This window comes from Halioxenophilus aromaticivorans (assembly GCF_042850945.1).
Classification (GTDB): Bacteria; Pseudomonadota; Gammaproteobacteria; order Pseudomonadales; family Cellvibrionaceae; genus Halioxenophilus; species Halioxenophilus aromaticivorans.
This window is the reverse complement of the sequence record NZ_AP031496.1, coordinates 1,684,136-1,708,494: the sequence shown is the minus strand read 5'-3', so window position 1 is coordinate 1,708,494 and position 24,359 is coordinate 1,684,136. Positions and strand designations below refer to the sequence as shown.

The window sequence follows — 24,359 nt, the reverse complement described above, 5'->3', positions numbered from 1 at the left end:
AATCCAACAGCGCCAACCAAACAACGCCAACATGGCGCGAAAAATCGCTCTCCATGGCGCTCCTTAGTAAATAAGAAATTTATATTAGCTACAGCAATAATCATTTAAAAAAAGTATAACTTGGGGATGACAGTATCCCGACATGCCGCCAAGCCAGTAGTTATGCAGGCTGCAGATTAGTATCCACTGACCTGGCAAATTTCCCACAATTTATCCACAAGCAACCACCAACTTCAGCATCTTGCAATCCAACTCAAACCGCACTATCTTGTATCCCGGTTCGAACATACCCCTAGATATTGGGGTTTCACTCCAAAAGTACCTAGCGGCCAAACAACCGGCTAACGAATACGATTAAGAGTGCGAAGCCTTGGGGCACCGAATTTCAACTTGCCCCAGTTCAGGTCAGTTTTGCATCCCCTCGTGGCCAAACAGCCACTGAGCAAACCAACGGACCAGAGCTACCAGCATCATTGCCTATACCCATAAATAAACGATTCCGTTTGGCATCCTCCCGCGGAGTCGTTAACGATTACAGATTCACCAGCAGCTATAACTTTTCACGGAGCCGTGCATGCAAACCGAGACGGAAGTCAATAAAGGGTCTTCCAACCCCAACGTAAGTCAGCCCGCAACTGGCCGCGCCAGCCACGTTGCCGCCACCGCCCCCGGCCAAATCCGCGTTATTAAGCGCAACGGAACGGTAGTACCTTACGATGAAAGCAAAATCGCCATCGCCATGACCAAAGCCTTTTTGGCGGTAGAGGGTGGCACTGCAGCGGCATCGTCTCGCATCCGCGAAACCGTGGCCTCCCTGGCAGAGCAAATTACGGCCACCTTTAGCCGTCGAATGCCGTCCGGTGGCACCATCCACATAGAAGATATCCAAGACCAAGTAGAGCTGGTGATGATGCGCTCTGGCGAGCACAAGGTCGCGCGCGACTACGTACTCTACCGAGAAGAGCATGCCCGCCTGCGAGCCGCTAAAGCCGCCACCGTGGAAAACCCAGAGCCCGATGCCGAATTTGGCACCATCATGGTGGCCATGCCCGACGGCAGCCAGCAAGCACTGAACATGGTGCGCGTGCGTACCCTGGTAGAAGAGGCTTGCGCCGGCTTGGCCGAAGTAGACCCAGAAGAAATCTTGAAAGGTGCCATGCGCAACCTGTACAACGGGGTGTCACTGGATGACGTTAACACCTCCCTGGTGATAACTGCCCGTACTCTGGTAGAAAAAGAGCCCAATTACACCTACGCCACGGCACGCTTGCTGTTGGATAAACTGCGCTCCGAAGCACTGACCTTCTTGGGTGTAACCCAACAGGCTACCCACCAGGAAATGGCGCACTACTACGCCCAAGCCCTGCCCGCTTACATAAAAGCCGGTATCGAGCTAGACCTGCTGGACCCTGAGCTGGCCAACTTCGATTTGGACATGCTGGGCCAAGCGCTGGATCACTCCCGCGATGACCAGTTTACCTATCTGGGTCTGCAAACCCTTTACGACCGCTACTTTATCCACAGCAACGACGTTCGCATTGAATTGCCGCAGGTGTTCTTTATGCGGGTTGCCATGGGCTTATCCGTACGCGAAGAAAACCGCAACGAGCGCGCCGTTGAGTTCTACCGCTTATTGAGCTCCTTCGACTACATGAGCTCCACCCCCACGTTGTTTAACTCCGGCACCCTGCGCCCGCAATTGTCGTCTTGCTACCTGACCACCATTCCAGACGACCTACACGGCATCTACGGTGCTATCCAAGACAACGCCATGCTGTCGAAATTTGCCGGCGGCTTGGGTAACGATTGGACCCCAGTACGCTCATTAGGCGCTTACATCAAAGGTACCAACGGAAAATCACAGGGTGTCGTGCCCTTCTTGAAAGTGGCCAACGATACCGCCGTTGCCGTCAACCAAGGCGGTAAGCGTAAAGGCGCCGTTTGCGCCTACCTGGAAACCTGGCACCTAGACGTAGAAGAATTCCTCGAGTTGCGCAAAAACACCGGTGACGATCGTCGTCGTACCCACGACATGAATACCGCCAATTGGATTCCTGATTTGTTTATGAAGCGTGTCTTCGACGACAAAGAGTGGACTCTATTCTCGCCCAGCGATGTACCCGACTTGCACGATCTGTACGGCAGCGCTTTTGAGCAACGCTACGAGCACTACGAGCAATTAGCCGCCCGCGGTGAAATTAAGCTTTCCAAAAAAGTGAAAGCCCTAGACCTGTGGCGCAAGATGCTGGGCATGCTGTTTGAAACCGGCCACCCATGGATCACCTTTAAAGACCCATGTAACCTGCGCAGCCCGCAGCAACACGTCGGCGTGGTTCACTCATCAAACCTGTGTACTGAAATTACCCTCAATACCAAGGCCGATGAAGAAATCGCCGTGTGTAACCTGGGCTCGGTAAACTTGGCTCAGCACATTGTTGATGGCCAGCTGGATAAAACCAAGCTGAAAGAAACCATCACCACTGCTGTGCGCATGCTCGATAACGTCATCGACATCAACTACTACTCAGTAGACAGCGCACAGAACAGTAACTTTAAGCACCGCCCTGTAGGCTTGGGTGTGATGGGCTTCCAGGATGCCTTGTACCGCATGCGCCTGGCCTACGCTTCCGATGCAGCCGTAGAATTTGCTGACAGCAGCATGGAAATCATCAGTTACTACGCCATTGAGGCCTCTTGTAACTTGGCGGCTGAGCGCGGCGCTTATCAAACCTTCGACGGTTCTCTGTGGAGCCAAGGTATTCTACCCATCGACTCCATTGCCAAATTGCAAGCCGAGCGCGGTGAGAAGTACATCGAAGTAGATACCTCACGCACCCAAAACTGGGACGACCTGCGCGCCCGCGTAGTTGCTCAAGGTATGCGTAACTCCAACGTAATGGCCATTGCCCCCACCGCAACCATTGCCAACATTACTGGTGTATCGCAGTCCATCGAGCCGACGTACCAAAACCTGTACGTTAAATCGAACTTATCCGGTGAATTTACCGTGGTAAACCCGTACCTGGTACGCGATCTAAAAGCCCACGGCTTGTGGGACTCGGTAATGGTTAACGACCTAAAATACTTTGAAGGTTCGGTACAGCCCATCGACCGCATTCCAGATGAGCTAAAAGCCATTTACCGCAATGCGTTTGAGGTTGAGCCACGCTGGTTGGTGGATGCCGCCAGTCGTCGTCAAAAATGGATAGATCAAGCTCAAAGCTTGAACCTATACATCGCCGGCGCCAGCGGTAAAAAACTGGACATCACCTACCGCATGGCATGGTTCCGTGGCCTAAAAACCACCTACTACCTGCGTGCGCTAGCGGCCACCACCACGGAAAAATCCACCGTGGCAAACAGCAACTTAAACGCGGTGTCTTCCAGTGGTGGCGAAGGCAGTGTCAGTGCTGCTGCACCACAAGCCCCACAGGCCAGCGCAGCGCCACAAGCTGCCGAAGTACCCAAGGCCTGCTCCCTGGACGACCCAGACTGCGAAGCCTGCCAATAACCACGGTAAACCACGGCAGGTGCAAAGCATTTGCCGCAGGTTTACTCCGTAACCTTAAACCCCAGCTCTGCCTGGGGTTTTCTTTGCCCAAAGCATTTAGCTCTCTCAACTGTCTATTTAAGTTAGGCACTTAAATTTCTCTGTTAACCATGTATCACATATAAAAAAGCCAGAAACACGGTGTTTCTGGCTCTGTAAAAATCAGGAATATATTTTGATGACTTTTTAGGCTAAATTAATCCCAACTCAATTTGCCCCGCATCCCACGAAACACATTACAGAACACAAGGCAAAGCAAGGTGGCAATAGGCCTATTGCAAGCCGCTAGCCACCGTAGGTTTCAAACTCGCCGATACGTGGCGTGCCATTAGCATTGGTTATTTCAAAGCTGATTTTTCTGACAGAGCGCGAAGAAAAATCGATTCTGCCCGCGTTGGAACCGGTAGCAATGACTTCTCCGGTATCGTGATCCACCAATCGCCAACCGGTAATAACGCCCTCACTACCCGCTGCTTCTCGAATAACCACCGTTGCAAGCTGCTGTTCACTACTCCATTTAATGCTGATACGGCCGGTGCTACCGTTGGGCGACCAGTAGCTATCCATGCTGCCGTCTCGTACATTACCGTAGCTGGTGCCACTGCCTTTACTAGACCCATCCGAGCCGGCGCCAAGGCTAAGATTTGTAGCCAAATCCCCAGAGGAAGAGCCCGAACCATCGGAACCAGAACCGCCTGACCCTGACCCATCTGAACCAGAACCATCAGAACCCGAACCGCCCGAACCTGAACCATCAGAGCCAGAACCTCCAGAGCCGTCCGCCTGACAAGAGCCATCGGATACCAACAAGCCCTTATTGGCGCCGGCAATATTGCGCACCAAATCCTTTACGCAACCGGCATCGTCCAGCCAATACTCGTAGGCCACCGGTACCGTTGTAGTGGAACTGGGATTAGGCCCTGCGGGGTATGACTTATCTCCGGTGCTAGACCAAGTTATTCCACTGCCCCAGTAATTACCGCTGACCTCATAGTCGCCTAACTCATTGGTGTAAAAGGTGCCTAAGGGGTTAGTGCTGTTTTCAAAATAATTATTTTCAACTCGAATATCCGCACCCAAACGGGTATTGATTCCGGAAGAGCCTATATTGGAGTAATAATTATTGAAGGCGTGGGCCGTCGCCGCCCGTAGCAAAGGCGTGCGGGAATTAATATTTTCATACCAGTTATGGTGAAAGGTCACCGGGCCATTGTTAACGTCGCTATCGCTGGAGCCCACTAAGCCCCCACGCCCGGAATTTTTTAAAACGCTGTAAGATAAGGTCACGTACTTGGTGTTATTTTTCATATCAAACAGAGCATCATAACCCTCGTCCTCGCCACCGGAGGCCTCCAAGGTAACGTGATCCACCCACACATTAGATACATCGGATTCCATACCAATGGCATCGCCACCGTTGGACGTTGGCGAGCCAGACTTTTTCACATTACGCACGTGGACATTGCGTATCACAATATTGTTTGCACTGCGCACATGGATGCCAAGCTCATCAAATAACGCGCCACCGCCCACACCAATTAAGGTAATGTTGCTAACCTCTTTAATTTCGATTTTATCGTCGGCGGTATTGCAGCTGGAGCCAGATACTTTACTGGTGTTACCGTGATTTATAACACCCTCCACTTCAATAATAATAGGCGTACTGGAAGACGCCCTGCCACACAAAGCGGCATGAATTTCTGTGCCCGTGGACGCACGCACAACGGCGCCGCCCTCACCGCCGGTGGTACCGCCATTCATACTGGCAAACCCCACCGAGCCCTGCGCACTGGCCTGGGCTGCCAGCATACTCACGTACAAAACCGATAACACTGCTTTTCTCTTCGCCATAATAATCTCTTTTTATAAAAACGACGCCTAGAGCCAATATCAAACAGCCCCTTGCGAACTTAGATAAAATAAACACGTTAATTAAAACTAACGGGCCTAGCCCTCACGCTTCACAATAAACGTTTTTGCCAGCGCACTTTATTCACAGCCAACAATTACTCAGCCCCAGCTTACCCAGCGATAGACGACGAGTAGTTGAAGCCATAAAAAATTGCGATTTTGGAAAAACGGAAACTCACAAATGAAGCGCGGCCAATGTAACGCGTTTAAAATTCAGTAAACGAGCCCAAGGTCGCAGGCGGCAGCACTACCGAGTCACAAAATTGCTACCGGTGGCAAAAATATAGAAGAGTCACAACGAGACGTTGGTAACGGAGAAAGGTAAAACAACAAATTAACTGGGGAAACAAACCAATTTGTAAAGGTCGCCCCCCACCCTTAGGCTAGGGAAGATAATGCTACCCAAACAAAACAACCTAAAGATTTGCTCAATAAAAAAAAGCGCAGGACATTTCCAACAGATCGTCTGATTTTTTAATCGTGAAAAATAAAATGAAGTGAATTTAGCACTCGAGGTAAAACAAGTATTCCGTAGTAACCACAACACACGCTAGCGCCACCTAGTTGTAATTTGGCCAAGTTGTAATCGGCCCAGAAAAAAGAGGTATCAGGACTTAGTCGCACCCTGTCACCCTGAATCATCAATATAGAGCTATAATCGTGAGCTTGATCACTTTAACGATCCAAAGACAATGTTACCGTCCTCCTTGGGGCCTACATTGGAAAGGAATCCAACAATGAAAACCAGATTAATTGTACACACAGATTCGATCAAAACATCAGACGCCCACACCTTTAGGGCGGCGGCATTCACCTTAGAAAAGGACTACAATTCCATTTACCCCAATGACCTGGTGAAAACAGTCTTTATAAAATCAGGACATGACTTGGTCAGTACCATCAACAAAGAAGCTCGGGACACAATAATTTCACTGGATGTCGTATCCCACGGAAATCAAGGCGGCATTCACATAGCCAGAAAGCTAGTGCACCCGGTTAAAAGTGGAGTGATTCAAAAAAGCGCCCATTACAAAATACGCAGATATTCAGACAGCCCCCAATCGATCGAGCAGGCAGATCTTATAGAACAAAGCATGCACGGCCTCTATACCGACTGGTTTGCGAAGAAAGGCGTTTCCTACTATTACAATCAAACCTACGCAAACTCTACCGATACTCGATATCTTTCTTCTATCGAATTCAATCGCTTCAGTAACGAAGGGTTTGTTGAGTTCCACGGTTGCCGCACCGCTGAGCATATACCAGGATTTAACAACTATTTTAAAGATAATTTTGCTAAACAGTTTTCAGATAAAATACAACGAGGTGTTACCGTTATAGGTCATATAACCAACTCTAACCCCAACAAAACACCAACGGGTAAGTTTTCGGATTACCGTCACGGCCGAGTCAACGTTTATCAAGATGGCTCTGTGCTTCACAAAGAGGCTTTGCGTGAAGCCCTGGTCTTTCCCAACTCTTCAACCCGGTAAGGACTCAACCGATGTTGCGCATTCTCGCCTGGATAATTGCCAGTATAGGGCTTATGATTTTAGTGGGTTTTATCTGGTTACTATCCCCTCATCTAACATCAACCCATGAAAGAGTGGCAAACGTTCCCGTTACCATTGAAGCTCTGTATTTAATCTCCACCGGTGATCCCATGTGTACAAACCTCTATATGGAGGTGGGCGCCGAGCAGTACGAAGCCATTATCCCAATGGTGCCACCCGATGTGCCCGATCCGCACTCCGATTCTCGCTTGCAACATGCCGACCCGGTAACAATCACGGGGTTTAAAAAAGAGTGGGTGGAAACCAACCGAATAACCGGCAGGCAAACACGCAAGCCAACCGGTTATATCGAGATAATCTCCTGGAGGTCGCCCAATACCGGGCAATTTACTACACAAACACCCGATTTGGACTCCAAGCAATTTACCACGGAAAATTACACAGGATGTCGATAGCAGCCCTGCCCTCTACCTAGAATTACCCCCCCAATAACTAAAAACCCGGCAACAGCCGGGTTTTTGCGGTGCACCATCGGTAGCGTCCAATGGCGCGTGTAGCGTTAATTTAGCCCAACTATTTAAACTTAGACAACAAGCCGCGCCGTTGCAGTAAGGCATCCACACTGGCCTCTTGGCCGCGGAATTGCTCGAAGCTTTGCATTAAATCCTTACTGTTGCCAATGGATAAAATAGCATCGCGGTAATCTTGGCCGTTTTCCCGGGTTAGGCCGCCTTTGGTATTTAAATAGGCAAAGGCATCGGCAGCTAAGACTTCGGTCCAGAGGTAAGCGTAGTAACCCGAGGAATAGCCACCACCAAACACATGACTAAAGTAGGCGGATTTATAACGCGGAGGCACCGGCGCAAAATCCACACCGTATTTTTCCAACGCGGCATTTTCAAAGGCGTCTACATCATCAATAGTGGTTTCGGCATCAATTGTGTGCCACGCCATATCCAACAAAGCTGCTGCGAGGTATTCCAGCGTATCGAAACCTTGGTTGAAGGTGTGCGCCGCCAGCATTTTCTCCAGCAACGCCTGGGGGATAGCCTCGCCGGTTTGGTAGTGCTTGGCGTAGTTGCTCAGCACTTCGGGGTCAATGTCCCAGTCTTCGTTAAATTGGCTGGGGAACTCCACAAAATCACGCGGCACGCTGGTGCCCGATAAGCTCGGATACTTAACATCGGAAAATAACCCATGGTCGGCGTGACCGAACTCGTGGAATAACGTGGTAACTTCATCAAACGTCATTAAGGTGGGCTGGCCCGGTGCTGGCTTGGGAATGTTCAACGCGTTGTAAACCACGGGTTTTTCCCCACGCAACAGGTTTTGATCCACGTAGGAACTCATCCAGGCGCCGCCGCGTTTACCCTCGTGGGCGTACGGGTCTAAATAAAACAAACCAACGCTGCTGCCATCGGCATTGAATATCTCAAATGCCAGTACGTCTTCTTGCCAAACGGGCAAATCCTCACGCGCTTTAAAGGTAATTCCGTACAGGCGGTTCATGGCAAAGAACAAACCATCGTGTAACACTCGGTTAAATTCAAAATACGGTTTTACCAGGTCTGCGTCCAAATCGTACTTGGCAGCGCGGACCTTCTCAGCGTAAAAGGCCCAATCCCAAGGAGCCACAATAAAGCCACCGCCCTCAGCATCGATAATGGCTTGGATAGCGGCGGCTTCTGCCTCAGCCTTCGCCCGCGCCTTGGGAGCCAAATCTGACAGCATAGCCAACACCGGCGCCGGCGTTTTGGCCATTTGATCCGCCAGTTTAAAATCCGCCCAGGTGTCGTAACCCAGCAACGCCGCAGCCTCGGCTCGCAATTTCACCTGCTCTAAAATCACAGGATCGTTACTGGCGTGTGCACGCTCGGCCGACTTGCGCCAAATCAATTCCCGCAGGGCGCGGTCTTCCAATTTACTCAAAATGGGCTGGCGCGTGGTATTTACCAAGGTGATCAAATAGCCAGTTTCACCGGCCTTTTCTGCGGCAGCCTTTAAGCTGGCAATTTCATCGTCACTTAAACCCACCAATTGCGCCGGGTCGGCGACCAAAATGGTATCGTCTTTAAACGACTGCAATATGTTCTGCGAAAATTGCGTCGATAGACTGGACAAGCGCGTGTTGATCTCCCGCAGGCTGGCCTGGGCTTCTGGGCTGAGCTTGGCGCCGGCGCGAATAAACTGCTCGTAGTAAACATCGATTAATCGCCGATCTTCCCCCTGATACTCGTCGCGTTGGTTGTACAGGGTTTCGACTTTATCGAACAAGGCCGGATTAAGGTAAATATTAGCTTGGTGTTCGGTCAGCGCCGGCACCAGCTGGGTTTCCAAACGCTGGTAATCCTCGTTGGAAATCAAGCTTGCCATATTAAAAAATACCGCCATGGTGCGGCCCAATAACGCTCCGCTGTTCTCCATGGCAACCAGGGTGTTGGCTAAGGTTATCGGCTCTGGGTCGTTGGCAATGGCGGCTATTTCAGCCTCATGGGCGGCTATGCCTGCGGTAAATGCCGGCTCGTAGTCGGCAATCGATATCTGGCTAAAATCAGGCGTTGTGTAATCTAGGGAGCTAGCTTTAGCAAAAGGGTTACTGGCACTGAGCATAATGTCTGTTGTGGCCTTTGCGGTGAGATTATCGGTGGCTGTTGGCGCGGCCGTATCGTATTGGCTGCAAGCGAGGGTAAACGCAGAAGCACAGGCTCCGGCCAGTAAAAGTTTACGCATAGGGTACTCCATTCTCAATGCGGGGCATGCTGGGTGGATGCCTAAGCATTGCCCAGTAAACGGGGCAGCAACTGCCCATAAACCCTCACTAGACGGTTTACAACCGGTTTGCCTCAACCTGGCCCGGCCGGCCCGCGCCCCGTCTAAGACACCAATTTATGCCCGGGATTCCTAAGCCCGTCTTAACTTCTACATCATCTATTTTGACGCCCCAGCCCTGTGTGGAGATGATGGTGTTTTACCCTCAATTGGTACCCATAATCATGATTACTGTTGCCGATATAACAGAAAAAGCAGAACAACAAACCGGTTTAAAGGCCAACCTAGACCCTAAAGTGAACGAAGCACTAACCACCTTGGTTAACGCCATGCAGGAAGCAAAGCTTACCGAGCGAGGCTGGCAAAGTATGGGTGGCACAATTACAGGCAATCTCGTTAACCGACTGAAAGTAGAAAACCACCTTGCCGAACACCCGGAGCTGTTAGACACACCGGTGACCAAGCCCATGTTTGTGTTTGGCCTGCCCCGCACCGGCACCACCCTACTGATCAACTTGTTAAATGAAGACGCCAATCGCCGTTGCTTCCTCCGCTGGGAATCGCTCAATTCGGTGCCACCCCCCAAAGCCGATGAGCTACTCACAGACCCACGCTGCGTGGAATCGCAAAAAATGACAGAGATGTCTCTAAAGCATGCGCCTCACATCGCCGCCATTCATTACGAAGATGCGCACAGCCCCACCGAATGCCAATTTGCCATGTCACAATCGTTTTGCGCGCAGTTTTACGATTCCATGATGGCAGTGCCCAGCTACCACGAATGGTTTTTAAACGCCGATTACCAGCCAGCATTCGACTACCAGAAGAAACTGCTGCAGCTTCTGCAATCCGAAGCACCCGGCCAATGGACACTGAAAAACCCCTGGCACCCACTGTACTTAAACGCATTAAAAGCCACCTACCCGGATGCCCAACTGGTGATGACCCACCGCGACCCAGTAGATGTGGTTGCCTCGGCGTGCAGTTTGGTAAAACACGTGCGCAGGATGTTTAGCGAGGACGTTGACCTGGAGTATTTAGGCCAGCAAATGCTAAGAACTTTCCATCTGATGACTGAACGCACCCTGGCCTATAAAAAAGCCCATGGCTGGGATGCAATTTACGATGTGCAGTACACCGATCTAATGCAAGACCCAATCGGAGAAATTCAAAAGTTGTATCAACACTTCGATACCCCCTTCACCGAGGCGTTGGCACAATCACTGGATAACTACATGGGCAACAACCCCAAAGGTAAATTTGGTAAACACGAATACAACTTGGAAGAGTACGGCTTAACCGAAGCCCAAATACGCAGTGAATTCAGCGATTATTGCAAAACCTTTAACATTCCAACGCGCAGCTAATGGATTTTAAACTGCACAATAAAGTGGCTGTGGTTACCGCAGCCACCGCCAATATTGGCCGCGCCGTTGCGCTGGCCTTGGCCGCCGAGGGTGTGGTGTTAATCGCCGTAGGCCGCGACCAAGCAGCCGGCGAAAAGTTGGTACAGTCTGCCTTGCAATTGGGCGCAACCGCCGTTGAATTTGTTGCCACGGATTTAACCCAGCCAACGGCGGCCGCTGCCATCCTAAAGACTGCATCGCAATATGGGCCGATAGAAGTTTTGGTAAACGGTGTCGGCGGCAATGCGGAGCAAGGTTTTTTTGTTGAGTCTTCGCCAGAAAAATGGGCGGACGATATCGATTTAAATTTTGGTACGGTGCTGCGGCTAAGCCACGCAGTGCTGCCGCAAATGATTGCCCAGCAAAGTGGCTCCATTATCAATATTGGCTCCACTGCCGGCCTAACTGGGGATTATATGTTGGCGGTGTATTCTGCCATGAAAGGAGCAGTACACAGTTTCACCAAGGTACTGGCCAAAGAAGTTGGCCAACACGGCGTGCGTGTAAATGCCATTGCGCCCTACGCCACCATCGGTAAAACCGCCGACGATTTTAGCCTCGGCAGCCGGTTTCATCCAGACAACGCCTTTTTTACGCAACACGCTAAAAAACTCACAGACTACGACAAGGTCATGCGTCAAAAACGACCAGCCCTGCTTAAGCCGTTTGCTGAACCTACAGAAATATCAGCGTTGGCGGTTTACTTGGCATCGTGCCAAGCCAGCTTCGTTACCGGACAAGTGTGGAGCGTAGACGGCGGGGCTTTGTTGTAGCCTGCCGAGGTTTTGCGACAGGGGTTTTGCGACAGGGGTTTTGCAACAGAGATTTTGAAATAAGAATTAGCCCTGGCGTTGCCAGGTGCTTTCTCCGCTTTGGCCCGGGCCGGAGGACACACTCACCGACAACGCCCACAAATCGACGTTATCGCCCAGCGCCTTGCCCACCAGCAATTGCTGCAAAATATAGTAAGAGAATTCTTCCACTGTGGTGTTGCGTATAGGCAGCACCAGGGTATCTTCCATAGGGAACACCAAAGTCCGGCCATTAAAGCGCGCCAGGTATTGGTCATTATCTTGAGTAATGTCCAGGTAGGGTGATTCACCGGGCAACAACACATATTCGTCCAATGCTTCACAACAATGCTGTAGAGCATCTTTGTACAGACGGTAGTTTGTGGTCATGCCGTTGCTGTCCACCTGGGCGGTAATTTCAGCGCTCACGGTAAAGTTGTGGCCGTGCAGCCGCTCACGATCGGTGGCAGAAAAAACCGTAAAGTGCGCTGCGGAGAATTTGAGATACTCTTTGGCAATGCGAATGGTCGCCAACCGAATATCAGTGGCGGGTGTTGTAGAATTGGGGCAATTATCGTTAGTCATAATGCCCATAGCTTATTGTTAAACGGGTTGGATATCCAGCGGGGTTTGGCCCCGCTGAAAACTTACTCTTTACAACGATCCAAACGAGCGGGACCGACGTAAGCATTACTTAAAGTCGGGCTTACGCTTTTCTATAAACGCGGCAATACCCTCTACTTTGTCTTCCGATGCAAACGCCTCTTCGAACAATTTCACCTCCAATGCTTCGCCCTCACGTAAAGGCAAATCGTAGCCTTCACGAATGGCACGCTTGGATAAATGCATTGCGGTACTGCTACGGCTGGCCAGGGTAGCGGCCTGCTTACGACATACGTCCATTAAGGCCTCGGGCTCTACCACGTCCACCGCCAGCCCCCACTGCAGCGCGTATTTAGCAGGGTAAATATCGCCGGTTAAGGTGACAAAATTGGCGATGCCCTGGCCTACACAACGAGACAGGCGCTGGGTGCCACCAAATCCAGGAATCAAACCCAGGGTGACTTCTGGCAAGCCAAACTTGGCGTTACTGCTCATAACGATATAGTCGCAAGACAGTGCCAGCTCCAAACCGCCACCCAATGCAAAGCCATTGACCGCGGCAATCACCGGAATCGGCAATTCCTCCAACGCACGAAACGCAAGCTGTCCCTCTTCCGCCGTGGCACCGGCCTCGGCGATGGGCTTTTCCGACAAGCCTTTGATATCCGCCCCGGCCACAAAGGCTTTATCGCCGGCACCGGTGACGATCAAACAACGGACATCTAAGCTCGGCACCGCCTCACAAAATTGTTTTAGCTCGGATAAAACTTCAGAATTGAGCGCGTTCAGTGCTTTAGGCCGGTTAAAGGTGAGTACACCAATGCCGTTTTCTGACTCAAACGCAAGGTTGTTGAACTGCATGTTGCCCCCTAATGGTTGTTATCGGGCCGCCGGTTATCCAGCTGGGTGCTCTCTTGTTTACCCAGCGGCCTAGGCGGCTGTTTTTGCGTTGTACAGTGGTGGCTCAGCAGTAAAACCCTACTGGGCTAAAGGCCACTGTTATCCCAACTTTGGGCTAAGGAGTATATCAACAATTGTGCCTAATTCCGCCCACCTATTTGGACAGCCACTGTGCCTATTAGGTCAGGCTTTTGCACCGACTTTCGCCCGCCCGTTAAGCCACTGTTTACACCACTTTCCACCGCCGCCAGGGCCGTCAAACTTCTGTCTCGGAACAGGCTTTCCTGTGGATAAGATGTGTACCTGTAGTGCATATTTAGTGCACCAATAAAAAACCAACACTATATGTTGTGTTTACTGGGGTAAGGCACTATAGTTTTAGCCCTGTTGGAAACAGCCCCCTATATGCGCAGCTTTGCATCTAGCTGGCGGCTTGGCCCATCAACTGGCGGCAGCCCACGAGCGCTGTAAAGTCGGTGAACAAAGCCCGATATCTTGCATCCAACAGCCAAATTCCTAAGACCAATCGCAAAGCTAAAACAGCCAAGGATTCTATGACCATGCTAAGCTGGGATGACTTCGACCAAGACGATTCACAACCCGTTCAAGCAGCACCACAAGCCGCCCCAGAGGCGCCTGTTAAAGCGGCCGCTCCGGCACAACCGCAAGCCGCCCCGGCAGCGGCTCAGCCTATGCAAGCGGCGCAAGCAAGCCCACAGCAAGCCAACACCACAGCACAGCCCACAGCTGAAGTTGGCGCCCAAACGGCTGCCGTACAAAGCGATAGCGCCAGCGATGTCGATAGCGCAGAGCAGTCGGCCAATATTGCCGCAGCGTTAAAAGCCATCGCCGAAGTAGACCCTGCCCCCGGCCTGGAAGAACTGGAAATGGGCGCGGCCCGCGTTGCAGTAGACGACAAGCGAATGATCAACTGCCGTGCCGACCTCAACCAATTAGTACCGTTTAAGTACGATTGGGCGTGGCAAAAATACTTGGATGGCTGCGCCAATCATTGGATGCCACAAGAAGTTAACATGAACGCCGACATTGCCTGTTGGAAAAACCCCAACGGCCTTACCGATGACGAGCGCCGCATCGTTATGCGTTCTTTGGGTTACTTCTCCACCGCAGACAGCCTAGTGGCCAACAACTTGGTGCTGGCCATCTACCGATTGGTAACCAACCCAGAGTGCCGCCAGTACATACTGCGTCAAGCCTTTGAAGAAGCCATTCACACCCACGCCTACCAATACTGTATTGAATCCTTGGGTATGGACGAAGGCGAAGTATTCAACATGTACCGCGAAGTCCCCTCGGTTGCCAACAAAGCGGCCTGGAGTCTTTCTCACACCCGTGGTTTAAGCGATCCAAGCTTCACCACCGGCACCTTTGAATCAGACCAAGAATTACTGCGTAACTTGGTGGGTTTCTACGTAGTTACCGAAGGTATCTTCTTCTATTGTGGCTTTACCCAAATCCTTTCCATGGGCCGGCGCAACAAAATGACCGGCGTCGCTGAGCAATTCCAGTACATTTTGCGCGATGAATCCATGCACTTAAATTTTGGTATTGATGTCATCAACCAAATTAAGTTAGAAAACCCCAAGCTGTGGACAGAAGAGTTCCGCCAAGAAATGATTCAGATGATTCTGGAAGGCACCGAGCTGGAAATCCAATACGCACGGGACACCATGCCGCGCGGCGTGCTGGGTATGAATTCCGCCATGATGGAAGAATACCTGCGTTTTATCGCCAACCGCCGCCTAGCACAGCTGGGCTTGCCTGAGCAGTACCCAGGCGCAGAAAACCCGTTCCCATGGATGAGTGAAATCATGGATTTACGCAAAGAGAAAAACTTCTTTGAAACTCGTGTACTCGAGTACCAAACGGGGGGAGCGCTGAACTGGAACGAATAATCCAGCTTCACCACCAGCACTCTCAAGGGGCCACACGGCCCCTTTTTTAGGCCTGTAATTAGAGGATCTGCGCCAAAGTTACGCCTGAGCCAAAAGGACCAGCGACCCAGCTGCAGATGCAAAAACGCCAGCCTGGCCTCATGGCCGACGGCTGGCGTCTAACGCAATAAGCAGCCGGGTGACAGATCTGCTTTTTGTACTTGGGTTATGTACTTGGGCTTTGTACTTCGATTGCGTGCTTGAGTTTCGAAATCGGCCTTCCCTTGGCTAGAACGGAATATCCTCGTCAAAGGCATCAAACCCACCGGCTGGCGCAGGGTTTTCAGTAGGATAAGACGACGCGGCTTGCTCTGCGCCGGCTCCGGCGGTGACCTTCCAACCCACCAAGTTATTGAAATAGCGGCCATTGTATTCTCGGCCTCGGATGTCAAAGCTCACGGTAACTTCTTGGCCAACCGATACAGAATCCAAAAGGCTGATCTTATCTTTCAAAAACTCAAGGTTGATGTCCTGTGGATAATTGCCGTCCTCCACAGTGACCACCATTTCTCGCTTAGTGAAACCGCTGGAGAACTGTTCTGTATCTTTAATTAATTTAATTTTGCCGGTTAATTCGTAAGCCATGCTGCTATCAACGCACCTGTGTAAAGAAACTGGCCGAGCATTTTAACAATACTCGGTACTTGGCTCTAATGTTTTTACACCAAAAGCCACGACAACTACCCCTGGTATTCACACTAACTCCATAAACTGCGCGACGCTACGCCGGATGCTACCAGAGCCGTTGGTTAGCTCAATAATACGGCGTCGAATGCTGGGTTGATCGATGAGCTCGGCTAAAAACTGAGCCACATACTCGCGAGCCACTTCACCGTAGGGTATGGCATAGCCTGCCCGCACTCCCCGGCTGGTAATCTCGTTTGTGAGCGTCCCAGGCCGCACAATGACCCAGTCCAATGCAGTTTGGCAAACCTCACTGTCAGCAGCTTTTTTAGTTTGCATATAGTGCTCAAAACCTGGGCTGGATGCCCTTCCACGGCCAGCTTCTGGGAACGCTGATACTAAGTAGAATCGAGTCAAACCCAGATCTTCCATTGCCCTGGTCACGGTCACTGGGCCCTTGCCATCGATCTGCGTGGTGCGGTTTTCTCCACTACCCGCAGCACCGGCGGAAAACACTACAGCATCGTGCCCCTCAATCATTTGTCGCATGTCAGCATGACGCAGGTTCATTAGATCGCCAAACACCGGCGTTACACGCTGAGCAATGAGTTTCGCTCGCTGGGCCTGATCTCGAAACAGCCCGCTAACTTGATGGCCACGTTGCAGTAAAGCAGTAGCCAATCGGCTACCGATACCCCCCGTGGCACCAATAAGAAATACATTCGCCACAAAAACCTCCTTAGAAGCATTCGACACTCGACCTGTTATAAAACATCGCAAAATTGACGTGAGATTCAGCGTGGGCTTGTAAACTAACGGAGCAGCGAATCTTAGCTACGACCCGAACCACAAAGGGCCCAAAGAGGAGTGGTGTATAAGAATTTGAACGGCTCACTCTGAAACAATAGTTCAAACTGCGTTTACCGGTGGCCGAAAAGCCATTAATTTCATTAAAATCAACGGTTTGCAAAAAAAATCTTGGTTAGCGATAGCCTAACCATAGAATTTGTTCACACCGTTAAGACGCTGTACAAGAAAATAAATTCAAAAATAATGCTTTAGCCTCACTAACCGGGATTATCGGCGCCAACCAAATTGAGTGAAATATCGCAAAAATTCATAAACGAGCTAAAAACCATCCCACTAATCAGCCAAAAGCGTTATAACCATCCACTAAGTATGGTTTTAGCCGACACCAAGTGAGATATGTCTCACAAAAAGAAAGGAATTTTGCGTCTTTTACGTTTGGCCGCATTTGGGCAATATAAACATCACAAGGACGTAGCAAGGAAGACCAACAACCAAGGCTGGTTGTTTATCAGGAAGATACAGGGAAGCCGCTGGCAAGGATTGCTCAGCATCAAGGACGACCACATATCATGGAAGAATGCGAAAGGATTACGCGCACAAGGACGACATTCAAGGAAGAATAAGCCTCACGGATTGCAGGCTAATCAACGGAATGTACGCTTAAGGATTAAGCAAATAAGGAATGCCCCAACGGAACGGAACCGGCGGGAGCTGCCTAGGAAGGCAACATGGAAGGCGCTTTGCAAGATGCAAAGCAGGTAATCTGACGGAATCAGACGCTGCAAAGATACTGCTCACAGGATGTGACTCAAGGAAGAGCAACAAAGGAACTGTCACCGCTAAGCACGGGGTAAAGGCATACCCCATATGCTAAATGGAATTTATTAGGCTCGGATGCCTACTAGGATCACGGAAGGTCCACGCTTTCTTTTTTGTTGCTACGATAACCCGGCCAACCGACGTTATACTTAGAGCTAACGAACGGCACCTGGTTAAGACCACGCACGCTATCTCAGCGCGGCAAACGCTGTCAGCCAACGCCTCTAGATTTTTCGACTCAAAAGCTCTTCTACGCAAATACATGGCCTCACTCTGGGTGCATTGCAGCCAGCCAATGTCATATCTTTGCTGCACAAGCTTTGCGTACCAACATAGGCGTCATGACAAATCGATTCAGCATCGCTCTGTGCTTGGTATTCGTAATCACACTGGGCCTAGCCTCAAGAAAATTCCACTGGTTACTGCCCGAGCTTCTGGGTTACTACCCTGGCGATGCCCTGTGGGCCGCTGCAGCATACATGGCCTGGAAGCTTCTTCTGCCAAAATCTGACATCATTTCTCTTGCCGCTGCCGCCGTACTCACGTCCTATGCCGTGGAATTCTCACAGCTATACCAAGCCGATTGGATAAACCATATCCGCAACTACCGCCTGGGGCATCTGCTGCTGGGCGCTAGGTTCAACCAATGGGATCTGATTGCGTATCTGGCGGGGGTTCTGATGATAACCATCACCGATTATTTGATTTTAATCAGCAAGCGCTAATGTAGCCTAGATGAGACGGGGTCGTGGTTCAGTTAAGGGATCAGTGCTAGAAATGGCACCTAATTCATAACGTCTGCGGTGTTAGATTGCATGCGGGTTAACACGTAGGTTTCTTGGATAAGCACGGCATCATTCAATGCCCGGTGGGCCGGCTGCGTAATTTGCGACCCCAACTGCTGCATAGCGCCCTTCCACTGTTCTATTTGCTTTTCAGACACAATAGATTCGATGGGGCTAATAAAAAATTTCCGCTCAATGGCCAACCGGTTATACAGTTTATCAACCCAGGGCTTGTCCACCGCCCAGCCATCGCTGTACACAGTTTGCCCTGCCAGCAGCTCATTCAACTCCCGCGCCACTTGGAACGGATTATGGCCGTGGCGTTGCAGTTCCTTCTGGCTAATGCCGTGTAGTTCTTCCGCCCGCTCATCCCAATGGTTCCAATCTGGCAGCGGCCGGATAACACGAGAAAATCGAAGCCCATTGGCTAACACCACACCGATCTCTATGGGATAACTGTCGGAGCCAAAGCCGGAAGCTTCTACGTCGATAATTTGCGGTCTAAGGCGATGAGTAAAGGAACGACGTTTGGGGGATTTGGCTTGCATAGTATTTAGACGCCTGGCGCTTGGCACCACTGTTTTAGTAAGTTCCGTTAGTATAGTTAACTCTTCTTACATCCATGTGAAAAACAACTCAGGCGGGTCGCTACGGCAGACTGGATGAGCAATTATTATTCTATTCGGTAATCTATTACCGAGTGGCCTGTCATCTTCTATTGTGGCCATCATCTATTGTGGCGCACGCGTTACACTCGTGCGCCTTTTTACAAGCCAGGCAGTATACAGTAAGCAGATTGGAAAGCACTCTTTATCCGATAAAGTGTGGCAGGTTGCGAGCATCAGGTTTAGCCACTAACACCTGCACTGTACCAATGGCGCGCTCTTTGAATCCTCCTTCGCAATAGGCCAGATAGAACTCCCACATGCGCTCAAAGACACCGTCAAAACCCATGCTACGCACCCGATCGATATTGGCCCAAAACCGCTCGCGCCAAATCGCCAGAGTTTTGGCGTAATCCTCGGTGATATCGGTGAGTGATACTATTTGCATGTCGGTATGCTTGCGCACATTTTTTGCCAACACCTCCACCGAGGGTAACGCACCGCCGGGGAATATATAGCGCTGAATAAAATCCACGGATTTCTTTGCTTGGTAGTAGTTCTGATCCGCTATGGTGATGGATTGCAGTAACATCAGGCCATCCGGCTTAAGCAAATCTGAACACTTGTTAAAAAAAGTCGCGTAATACTCGTGCCCTACCGCCTCAATCATTTCAATAGACACCAGCTTGTCGAACTCGCCTTCCAGCAAACGGTAGTCTTGCTTTAACAAAGTGATTTTTTCATTTAACCCCTCTTTAGCAACCCAATCTTTAGCGTACTCATATTGCTGCTGGGAAATGGTCGTGGTGGTGACTCGGCAACCGAAACGTTTTGCGGCGTATATAGCAAGGCCGCCCCAGCCGGTGCCAATCTCCAGTAAGTGGTCACTTTCACTCAGTTTTAATGCACGGCACACTTGGTCCAATTTTTTAACTGACGCCTGCTCCAAGGTACACCCGGGCGTGTCAAAAACCGCGGCGGAATACATGCGCCAGGGGTCCAAAAACAAACCAAAAAATTCGTTACTCAAGTCGTAGTGCGCGGCGATATTATTCTGCGAGCCGCTCACCGTGTTGCTGTTCATTTTATGAAACGCCCAGCAAAAAATGCCTTTAAGCTTGGTGACACGGTTATCCATTTTGACCAGCGTTTTTTGATTGCGTACAAAAATACGAATTACCTGGAGTAAGTCCGGCGAACTCCACCCGCGCTGCATATAGGCCTCACCGGAACCTATGGAACCGTTGAATAACACCTGCCGGTAGGCCCAAGGTTGATGAACAACAATATGGGCGTTGACCTCGGCGAGCTGTGCATCTTGCCCAAAGGTATATGTTTCGTTGCCTTCACTGATGGTCAACCGGCCTACGGTCAACTGCTTAAACAGATCAAAAATGAGATCTTTAGCCATGTTATCCAGCCAACGGCGATGGGTTTGTCGGCTGGCGGGTTTTGTTTCATCTATGCTTATGGCTTTCATCCGTTCCTCACAATCGATTTCGGATGCGGCTGTACAGGCACCCGTTTAACAAACAACTTCAGCGCCTGCCAATAAATGGCCGCCGCTACTTTTAACGTCATCAACGGAAAACGATGCACCATCTTGCGTTGATTTTTAGCCGTCATGGGCAGCCGGTTCAGTGCCATTTTGGCCTGGAACACACACTCCCCATTGCGCTTGTTATCGATACTCACATGCAGCTGGTCGCATGGTGTGGAGCCACCCCATACGTATTTCATGTCCATTGGGTGAAACGGTGAAACATGCATGGATTTATCGAACTCGTAGGCTTCCACCTGGCCACTGGCTGGCACGGGCACCAAATATTGAATACGCTCCTGCCAGGGCGTACTGGTCACTTCGGCAATGACGTATTCGACACGCTGCGCACTGTCATCAAATACGTAGTAACACACAATTGGGTTTATCAAATAACCAAAGCAACGCAGGTTGGCCAACATTCGAATTGGCCCATTGGGGTAGCGCCCGGTTTGCTGCTGAAGCCAGCGCCTAACGGATTCGCTCAGGGACGCATCATCGTCGGTGAAGAAATCTTCTCGCCTAAATTGCACCGGCGGCCATAAGCGACCTCGGGCATCCAAAGACCAGTATTTACTGCGGCTAAAAACCTCAGACAGCTCGTCCAAATCAAGGTACGCCATGTACACGCGGTAACTGAATTCATGTGCTTTGGGTTGATGCCGGCGGTGCCACACAGTGCCGGTGTAAATGGCGCTGTGAGAGGGAGAAGGGATATTATCCGTGGTCATAATACTACTAGCAGCCCCTACTTAGTGACCGCAGCTTTGGCCGAGGCCAACTGTTTTACCAACGCACTGGCGACTCGTTCACCACTGACCACACCGTCTTCATGAAAGCCGTTGGCCCACCAAGCGCCGCAAAACCAAGTGTTATTGACGCCGTTGATTTCCGGCCAGCGTTGCTGAGCAGCCACTGCCTCACGGGTGAACCTGGGGTGCGCGTATTGAAATGTACGCAAAATTTTATCTGGGTCGATGGCGGCGGTATGGTTTAGGGTAACGCAATAGGTGGTGTCGCTAACAAGGCCCTGTAGGAGATTCATATCGTAGGTCAGCACGGCTTTATCTTGCCAGCAGCCGTCTCCTCCACCCTGGGTAATGCGGTAATTCCAGCTAGACCAACAAGCCTTTTTATGGGGCAGCAGAGCAGCATCCCAATGCAATACAACATCGTTGTTTTGATATTCAATGGCTTCCAGTACCGAGCGCTCCTGCTCGCTGGCATCACCGAGGCAGGCAAGCGCTTGGTCGCTGTGGCAGGCAAAGATAACCTGGTCAAAATACTGCGTCACACCATCTACTTGCAAACTGACACCTTGCTCAGTTCGGCGCACGTTGGTTACCTGGGCGTTAAGCCGAATGTTACTTTTAAAGCCGCGCGTTATTGGCTCTAGATAAGCGCGGGAGCCGCCTTTAATAACGTGCCATGTAGGACGGTCATTAACACTTAAAAGACCATGGTTTTTAAAAAAGGCGGCAAAGAAACGCACCGGCATCTGCAGGCTATCTGCAGACGACTTCGACCAGATGGCCGAAGCCATCGGCACCAAATAATGGGTGGCAAATTGTTGGCTATATTTCCCTTGCTCTAAAAACTGCTCCAAAGTTTGGTTGTCGTCCAACTCGCCTTTTTCCAGCGCCGCTAGCGCGTTTTTGTTAAAGCGCACAATGTCGATCAAAAAGCGCCAGTATTTAACATCAAAAAAGCGCCGCTTTTGAGCAAACAAGGTGGCAAAATTCTCGCCCGAGTACTCCAGGCCTGTGCGTTCGCAGGTGACGCTGAAACCCATGCTAGAGGGCTGGTACTCAACGTTTAATTCCGACAGTAGCTGCTTAAACCTTGGATAGGTCCAATCATTAAAAACAATGAAACCTGTGTCTATAGCCAAGGCCTCGCCGTCGTGATTAACGTCAACGGTTGCAGTGTGACCTCCGATCCTATTTGCGGCTTCAAACACCGTAAGGCTAGCACGCTGCTGCAGGCGATAGGCCGCGGTGAGACCGGCGATGCCGGTGCCAATAATGGCAATTTTTGGTTTGTTCACAATGCCCTGGGGTGCTGCCGTCATGCTTTGTTCCTAGCTGGTTGTTACCTTAAAACAGCGTCCTTGACGCTTCGTGCAATCGAAATAAAAGCTACGGATGTTTATTTCTTATAGAATCCAATTGTGTAGTAGGTGTCCAGCGCAACATCGTGTTTCGAATATTCTGCCGTTGTTAACCAACCACAATAATTCTAGTCGATTACCAATGGAATTTTACAAATCGTCTCGCCGCTGAATTTTATCCGCCAACCAGCCAAACCAAAGGCCCGGCACCCAGCGGGCCAGGCGTAACGGCCAGTACAGTCGTTTGGGGAATCGGATATACATCTTTTTGTCCTCTAACCCTTGGGCGATGATCTGTGCGGCTTGCTCTGCGGAAATTTTTCCTGGCATGGAAAAGTCGTTCTGCTCGGTCATGGGTGTGTCAACAAACCCCGGAGAAATAACCGTCACCGATATCTCACGGGCTGATAAGTCCAACCTTTGGCACTCAAGCCAATATTCCAGCGCAGACTTAGAGGCACCATAGGCCTGAGCGCGGGTAAACGCGGCTTGGGCCGATAAAGAACCTACGCCTGCAACTTGGCGGGTTAAATCGCTGCGCTCCAAAAATGGCAATGCACAATTTACGGTGCGAACACCGGCAAAAAAGTTAACCTCAAAGACTTTCCGGTAAACCTCTACGTCGGCGTCCGGCGCGTCAATGTAATCGCATACGCCAGCTGCCATCACCACCATTTCCAGTTGGTCCACCACTTGCGCTAGGCGCCCGGGCAACGATTCCCAATCGGCATCACTGGTGGCGTCAAAGGCAAGGGTTTCAACGTGGTTGGGGTATTTGGCTTTGAGTTCATCCAGCGCATTTTGGTTGCGGCCACTGGCAATCACGAAGTGGCCCTGGCTTACCAACTCCCCGGCTAAGGCCTTGCCGATGCCACTGCTGGCACCAGTTAGCCAGACGTTCTTTTTGCCTACCACTGCAGCGCTACTTGCCACGGACCAAGCCCTCTGTAGCCACAGATTCGTCAATACCATCTGACTCTTGGCCGTTTGTACTGCCCGCCAAGCGGCCCTTGAGCCACCGTATGATGCGGCCCAGCAATGGGACGTTCTCGTACAACATTTGGCCCAGGTCGTAATAATCTCGGTGCTCAACAATGAGACCGTTTTCCGTGCGTAGCCGGCTGATCCCATCCACCGTAATGGGCCGCCCTTTATTCAGATTTTTGCTAGTGAAGATCATCTGCCATTCAACGACGACGGTATCGTCGCGGATCACCGGCTCGTTAAGCGTGAAGGCGCAATCCTGCGCAGCCTGCGCCATATCATCAAAATAGCGCTCGATCTGCTCATGACCTCGGATGTCGTGCACCGGGTCGCGGAAGCGAGCATCGGGATGATACAAAACTCTCAGCCGGTGCCACGTTTGGTCGTCAAAGCTCGAATAACCCCGTGCGAACTGTTCAAAGTCGAAATGTGCCATGCCCGTCTCGTTAAAATTTGAATAGTTGTATCTACGCCACCCCCCTGCGCCTAGATCACCTGCGATCGGAGGTTTCAATATCACTCTATTAGCGGATTTAAGACCTTCGCAGCCCGCTTTAAATTCCCCGACCACGGCTAAATCTACCGCTATAACCAGTGCTCCAGCCGAGACACACGACGCGATTGAAACCACCACTTGTAGTGATCTGGCCTACCAGAGCTGCCGTAGTAACCCGCATACCTGA

General features: G+C 50.8%; 19 protein-coding genes. 7 read left to right on the top strand and 12 right to left on the bottom strand.

The window, feature by feature from the left end:
* The first annotated feature begins 574 nt into the window (after positions 1-574).
* Positions 575-3,511 carry a ribonucleoside-diphosphate reductase subunit alpha gene (locus ACGHM3_RS07430; RefSeq protein WP_345417585.1) on the top strand — a complete coding sequence of 979 codons (2,937 nt, stop codon included), beginning with the start codon at positions 575-577 and terminating at the stop codon, positions 3,509-3,511.
* A 324-nt stretch (positions 3,512-3,835) separates the two neighbouring features.
* On the opposite strand, the gene ACGHM3_RS07425 is transcribed toward ACGHM3_RS07430, so the two are convergent.
* Complete coding sequence (locus ACGHM3_RS07425; protein WP_345417583.1) at positions 3,836-5,401, bottom strand: pectate lyase; 1,566 nt, start codon at positions 5,399-5,401, stop codon at positions 3,836-3,838.
* A 797-nt stretch (positions 5,402-6,198) separates the two neighbouring features.
* Here ACGHM3_RS07425 and ACGHM3_RS07420 point away from each other — a divergent pair.
* Positions 6,199-6,954 (top strand): hypothetical protein, encoded by a 756-nt coding sequence (locus ACGHM3_RS07420; RefSeq protein WP_345417581.1) that lies wholly within the window; start codon positions 6,199-6,201, stop codon positions 6,952-6,954.
* Between the two features lie 11 nt (positions 6,955-6,965).
* Positions 6,966-7,430, top strand: coding sequence for a hypothetical protein (locus ACGHM3_RS07415; RefSeq protein WP_345417578.1), 465 nt, complete (start codon positions 6,966-6,968; stop codon positions 7,428-7,430).
* A 118-nt stretch (positions 7,431-7,548) separates the two neighbouring features.
* On the opposite strand, the gene ACGHM3_RS07410 is transcribed toward ACGHM3_RS07415, so the two are convergent.
* On the bottom strand, positions 7,549-9,705 hold the full coding sequence (locus ACGHM3_RS07410; protein WP_345417575.1) for a M3 family metallopeptidase: 2,157 nt from the start codon (positions 9,703-9,705) through the stop codon (positions 7,549-7,551).
* A gap of 158 nt (positions 9,706-9,863) precedes the next feature.
* On the opposite strand from ACGHM3_RS07410, the gene ACGHM3_RS07405 reads away from it, so the two are divergent.
* Positions 9,864-11,111 (top strand): sulfotransferase family protein, encoded by a 1,248-nt coding sequence (locus ACGHM3_RS07405; RefSeq protein ID WP_390517890.1) that lies wholly within the window; start codon positions 9,864-9,866, stop codon positions 11,109-11,111.
* Positions 11,111-11,923 (top strand): SDR family NAD(P)-dependent oxidoreductase, encoded by an 813-nt coding sequence (locus ACGHM3_RS07400; protein ID WP_345417569.1) that lies wholly within the window; start codon positions 11,111-11,113, stop codon positions 11,921-11,923. The genes ACGHM3_RS07405 and ACGHM3_RS07400 overlap by 1 nt, the downstream gene beginning before the upstream one ends.
* 66 nt (positions 11,924-11,989) lie before the next feature.
* Here the strand turns inward: ACGHM3_RS07400 and ACGHM3_RS07395 are convergent, their stop codons facing one another.
* Positions 11,990-12,526, bottom strand: a complete 537-nt coding sequence (locus tag ACGHM3_RS07395; RefSeq protein WP_345417566.1) for a 6-carboxytetrahydropterin synthase — start codon at positions 12,524-12,526, stop codon at positions 11,990-11,992.
* Between the two features lie 105 nt (positions 12,527-12,631).
* Positions 12,632-13,405, bottom strand: coding sequence for an enoyl-CoA hydratase-related protein (locus ACGHM3_RS07390; protein ID WP_345417563.1), 774 nt, complete (start codon positions 13,403-13,405; stop codon positions 12,632-12,634).
* Between the two features lie 599 nt (positions 13,406-14,004).
* On the opposite strand from ACGHM3_RS07390, the gene ACGHM3_RS07385 reads away from it, so the two are divergent.
* Complete coding sequence (locus ACGHM3_RS07385) at positions 14,005-15,360, top strand: ribonucleotide-diphosphate reductase subunit beta (protein WP_390518234.1); 1,356 nt, start codon at positions 14,005-14,007, stop codon at positions 15,358-15,360.
* A 267-nt stretch (positions 15,361-15,627) separates the two neighbouring features.
* Here ACGHM3_RS07385 and ACGHM3_RS07380 read toward each other — a convergent pair whose 3' ends face one another.
* On the bottom strand, positions 15,628-15,984 hold the full coding sequence (locus ACGHM3_RS07380; protein WP_345417557.1) for a DUF3127 domain-containing protein: 357 nt from the start codon (positions 15,982-15,984) through the stop codon (positions 15,628-15,630).
* A gap of 108 nt (positions 15,985-16,092) precedes the next feature.
* Positions 16,093-16,752, bottom strand: a complete 660-nt coding sequence (locus tag ACGHM3_RS07375; RefSeq protein WP_345417554.1) for an SDR family oxidoreductase — start codon at positions 16,750-16,752, stop codon at positions 16,093-16,095.
* 1,241 nt (positions 16,753-17,993) lie between these two features.
* On the opposite strand from ACGHM3_RS07375, the gene ACGHM3_RS07370 reads away from it, so the two are divergent.
* The gene (locus ACGHM3_RS07370; RefSeq protein WP_345417551.1) at positions 17,994-18,377 is read left to right on the top strand and encodes a DUF2809 domain-containing protein; all 384 of its coding nucleotides are present in this window, start codon (positions 17,994-17,996) and stop codon (positions 18,375-18,377) included.
* A 59-nt stretch (positions 18,378-18,436) separates the two neighbouring features.
* Here ACGHM3_RS07370 and ACGHM3_RS07365 read toward each other — a convergent pair whose 3' ends face one another.
* The 6 genes from ACGHM3_RS07365 to ACGHM3_RS07340 all read right to left on the bottom strand — a co-directional run bounded on the left by ACGHM3_RS07365 (position 18,437) and on the right by ACGHM3_RS07340 (position 24,112).
* On the bottom strand, positions 18,437-18,985 hold the full coding sequence (locus ACGHM3_RS07365) for a hypothetical protein (protein WP_345417548.1): 549 nt from the start codon (positions 18,983-18,985) through the stop codon (positions 18,437-18,439).
* 262 nt (positions 18,986-19,247) lie between these two features.
* On the bottom strand, positions 19,248-20,522 hold the full coding sequence (locus tag ACGHM3_RS07360) for a cyclopropane-fatty-acyl-phospholipid synthase family protein (RefSeq protein WP_345417545.1): 1,275 nt from the start codon (positions 20,520-20,522) through the stop codon (positions 19,248-19,250).
* The gene (locus ACGHM3_RS07355) at positions 20,519-21,313 is read right to left on the bottom strand and encodes a DUF1365 domain-containing protein (RefSeq protein WP_345417542.1); all 795 of its coding nucleotides are present in this window, start codon (positions 21,311-21,313) and stop codon (positions 20,519-20,521) included. The genes ACGHM3_RS07360 and ACGHM3_RS07355 overlap by 4 nt, the downstream gene beginning before the upstream one ends.
* A gap of 17 nt (positions 21,314-21,330) precedes the next feature.
* Positions 21,331-22,653 (bottom strand): FAD-dependent oxidoreductase, encoded by a 1,323-nt coding sequence (locus tag ACGHM3_RS07350; RefSeq protein WP_345417539.1) that lies wholly within the window; start codon positions 22,651-22,653, stop codon positions 21,331-21,333.
* A gap of 189 nt (positions 22,654-22,842) precedes the next feature.
* Positions 22,843-23,625, bottom strand: a complete 783-nt coding sequence (locus tag ACGHM3_RS07345) for an SDR family NAD(P)-dependent oxidoreductase (RefSeq protein WP_345417536.1) — start codon at positions 23,623-23,625, stop codon at positions 22,843-22,845.
* On the bottom strand, positions 23,615-24,112 hold the full coding sequence (locus ACGHM3_RS07340) for a nuclear transport factor 2 family protein (RefSeq protein WP_345417531.1): 498 nt from the start codon (positions 24,110-24,112) through the stop codon (positions 23,615-23,617). The genes ACGHM3_RS07345 and ACGHM3_RS07340 overlap by 11 nt, the downstream gene beginning before the upstream one ends.
* Positions 24,113-24,359 lie beyond the last annotated feature (247 nt).

Excerpts from the sequence above, each read along its gene's own strand:
- ACGHM3_RS07430 (WP_345417585.1), top strand. The coding sequence starts at position 575 with ATGCAAACCGAGACGGAAGTCAATAAAGGGTCTTCCAACCCCAACGTA.
- ACGHM3_RS07425 (WP_345417583.1), bottom strand. The coding sequence starts at position 5,401 with ATGGCGAAGAGAAAAGCAGTGTTATCGGTTTTGTACGTGAGTATGCTG.
- ACGHM3_RS07420 (WP_345417581.1), top strand. The coding sequence starts at position 6,199 with ATGAAAACCAGATTAATTGTACACACAGATTCGATCAAAACATCAGAC.
- ACGHM3_RS07415 (WP_345417578.1), top strand. The coding sequence starts at position 6,966 with ATGTTGCGCATTCTCGCCTGGATAATTGCCAGTATAGGGCTTATGATT.
- ACGHM3_RS07410 (WP_345417575.1), bottom strand. The coding sequence starts at position 9,705 with ATGCGTAAACTTTTACTGGCCGGAGCCTGTGCTTCTGCGTTTACCCTC.
- ACGHM3_RS07405 (WP_390517890.1), top strand. The coding sequence starts at position 9,864 with ATGCCCGGGATTCCTAAGCCCGTCTTAACTTCTACATCATCTATTTTG.
- ACGHM3_RS07400 (WP_345417569.1), top strand. The coding sequence starts at position 11,111 with ATGGATTTTAAACTGCACAATAAAGTGGCTGTGGTTACCGCAGCCACC.
- ACGHM3_RS07395 (WP_345417566.1), bottom strand. The coding sequence starts at position 12,526 with ATGACTAACGATAATTGCCCCAATTCTACAACACCCGCCACTGATATT.
- ACGHM3_RS07390 (WP_345417563.1), bottom strand. The coding sequence starts at position 13,405 with ATGCAGTTCAACAACCTTGCGTTTGAGTCAGAAAACGGCATTGGTGTA.
- ACGHM3_RS07385 (WP_390518234.1), top strand. The coding sequence starts at position 14,005 with ATGCTAAGCTGGGATGACTTCGACCAAGACGATTCACAACCCGTTCAA.
- ACGHM3_RS07380 (WP_345417557.1), bottom strand. The coding sequence starts at position 15,984 with ATGGCTTACGAATTAACCGGCAAAATTAAATTAATTAAAGATACAGAA.
- ACGHM3_RS07370 (WP_345417551.1), top strand. The coding sequence starts at position 17,994 with ATGACAAATCGATTCAGCATCGCTCTGTGCTTGGTATTCGTAATCACA.
- ACGHM3_RS07365 (WP_345417548.1), bottom strand. The coding sequence starts at position 18,985 with ATGCAAGCCAAATCCCCCAAACGTCGTTCCTTTACTCATCGCCTTAGA.
- ACGHM3_RS07360 (WP_345417545.1), bottom strand. The coding sequence starts at position 20,522 with ATGAAAGCCATAAGCATAGATGAAACAAAACCCGCCAGCCGACAAACC.
- ACGHM3_RS07355 (WP_345417542.1), bottom strand. The coding sequence starts at position 21,313 with ATGACCACGGATAATATCCCTTCTCCCTCTCACAGCGCCATTTACACC.
- ACGHM3_RS07350 (WP_345417539.1), bottom strand. The coding sequence starts at position 22,653 with ATGACGGCAGCACCCCAGGGCATTGTGAACAAACCAAAAATTGCCATT.
- ACGHM3_RS07340 (WP_345417531.1), bottom strand. The coding sequence starts at position 24,112 with ATGGCACATTTCGACTTTGAACAGTTCGCACGGGGTTATTCGAGCTTT.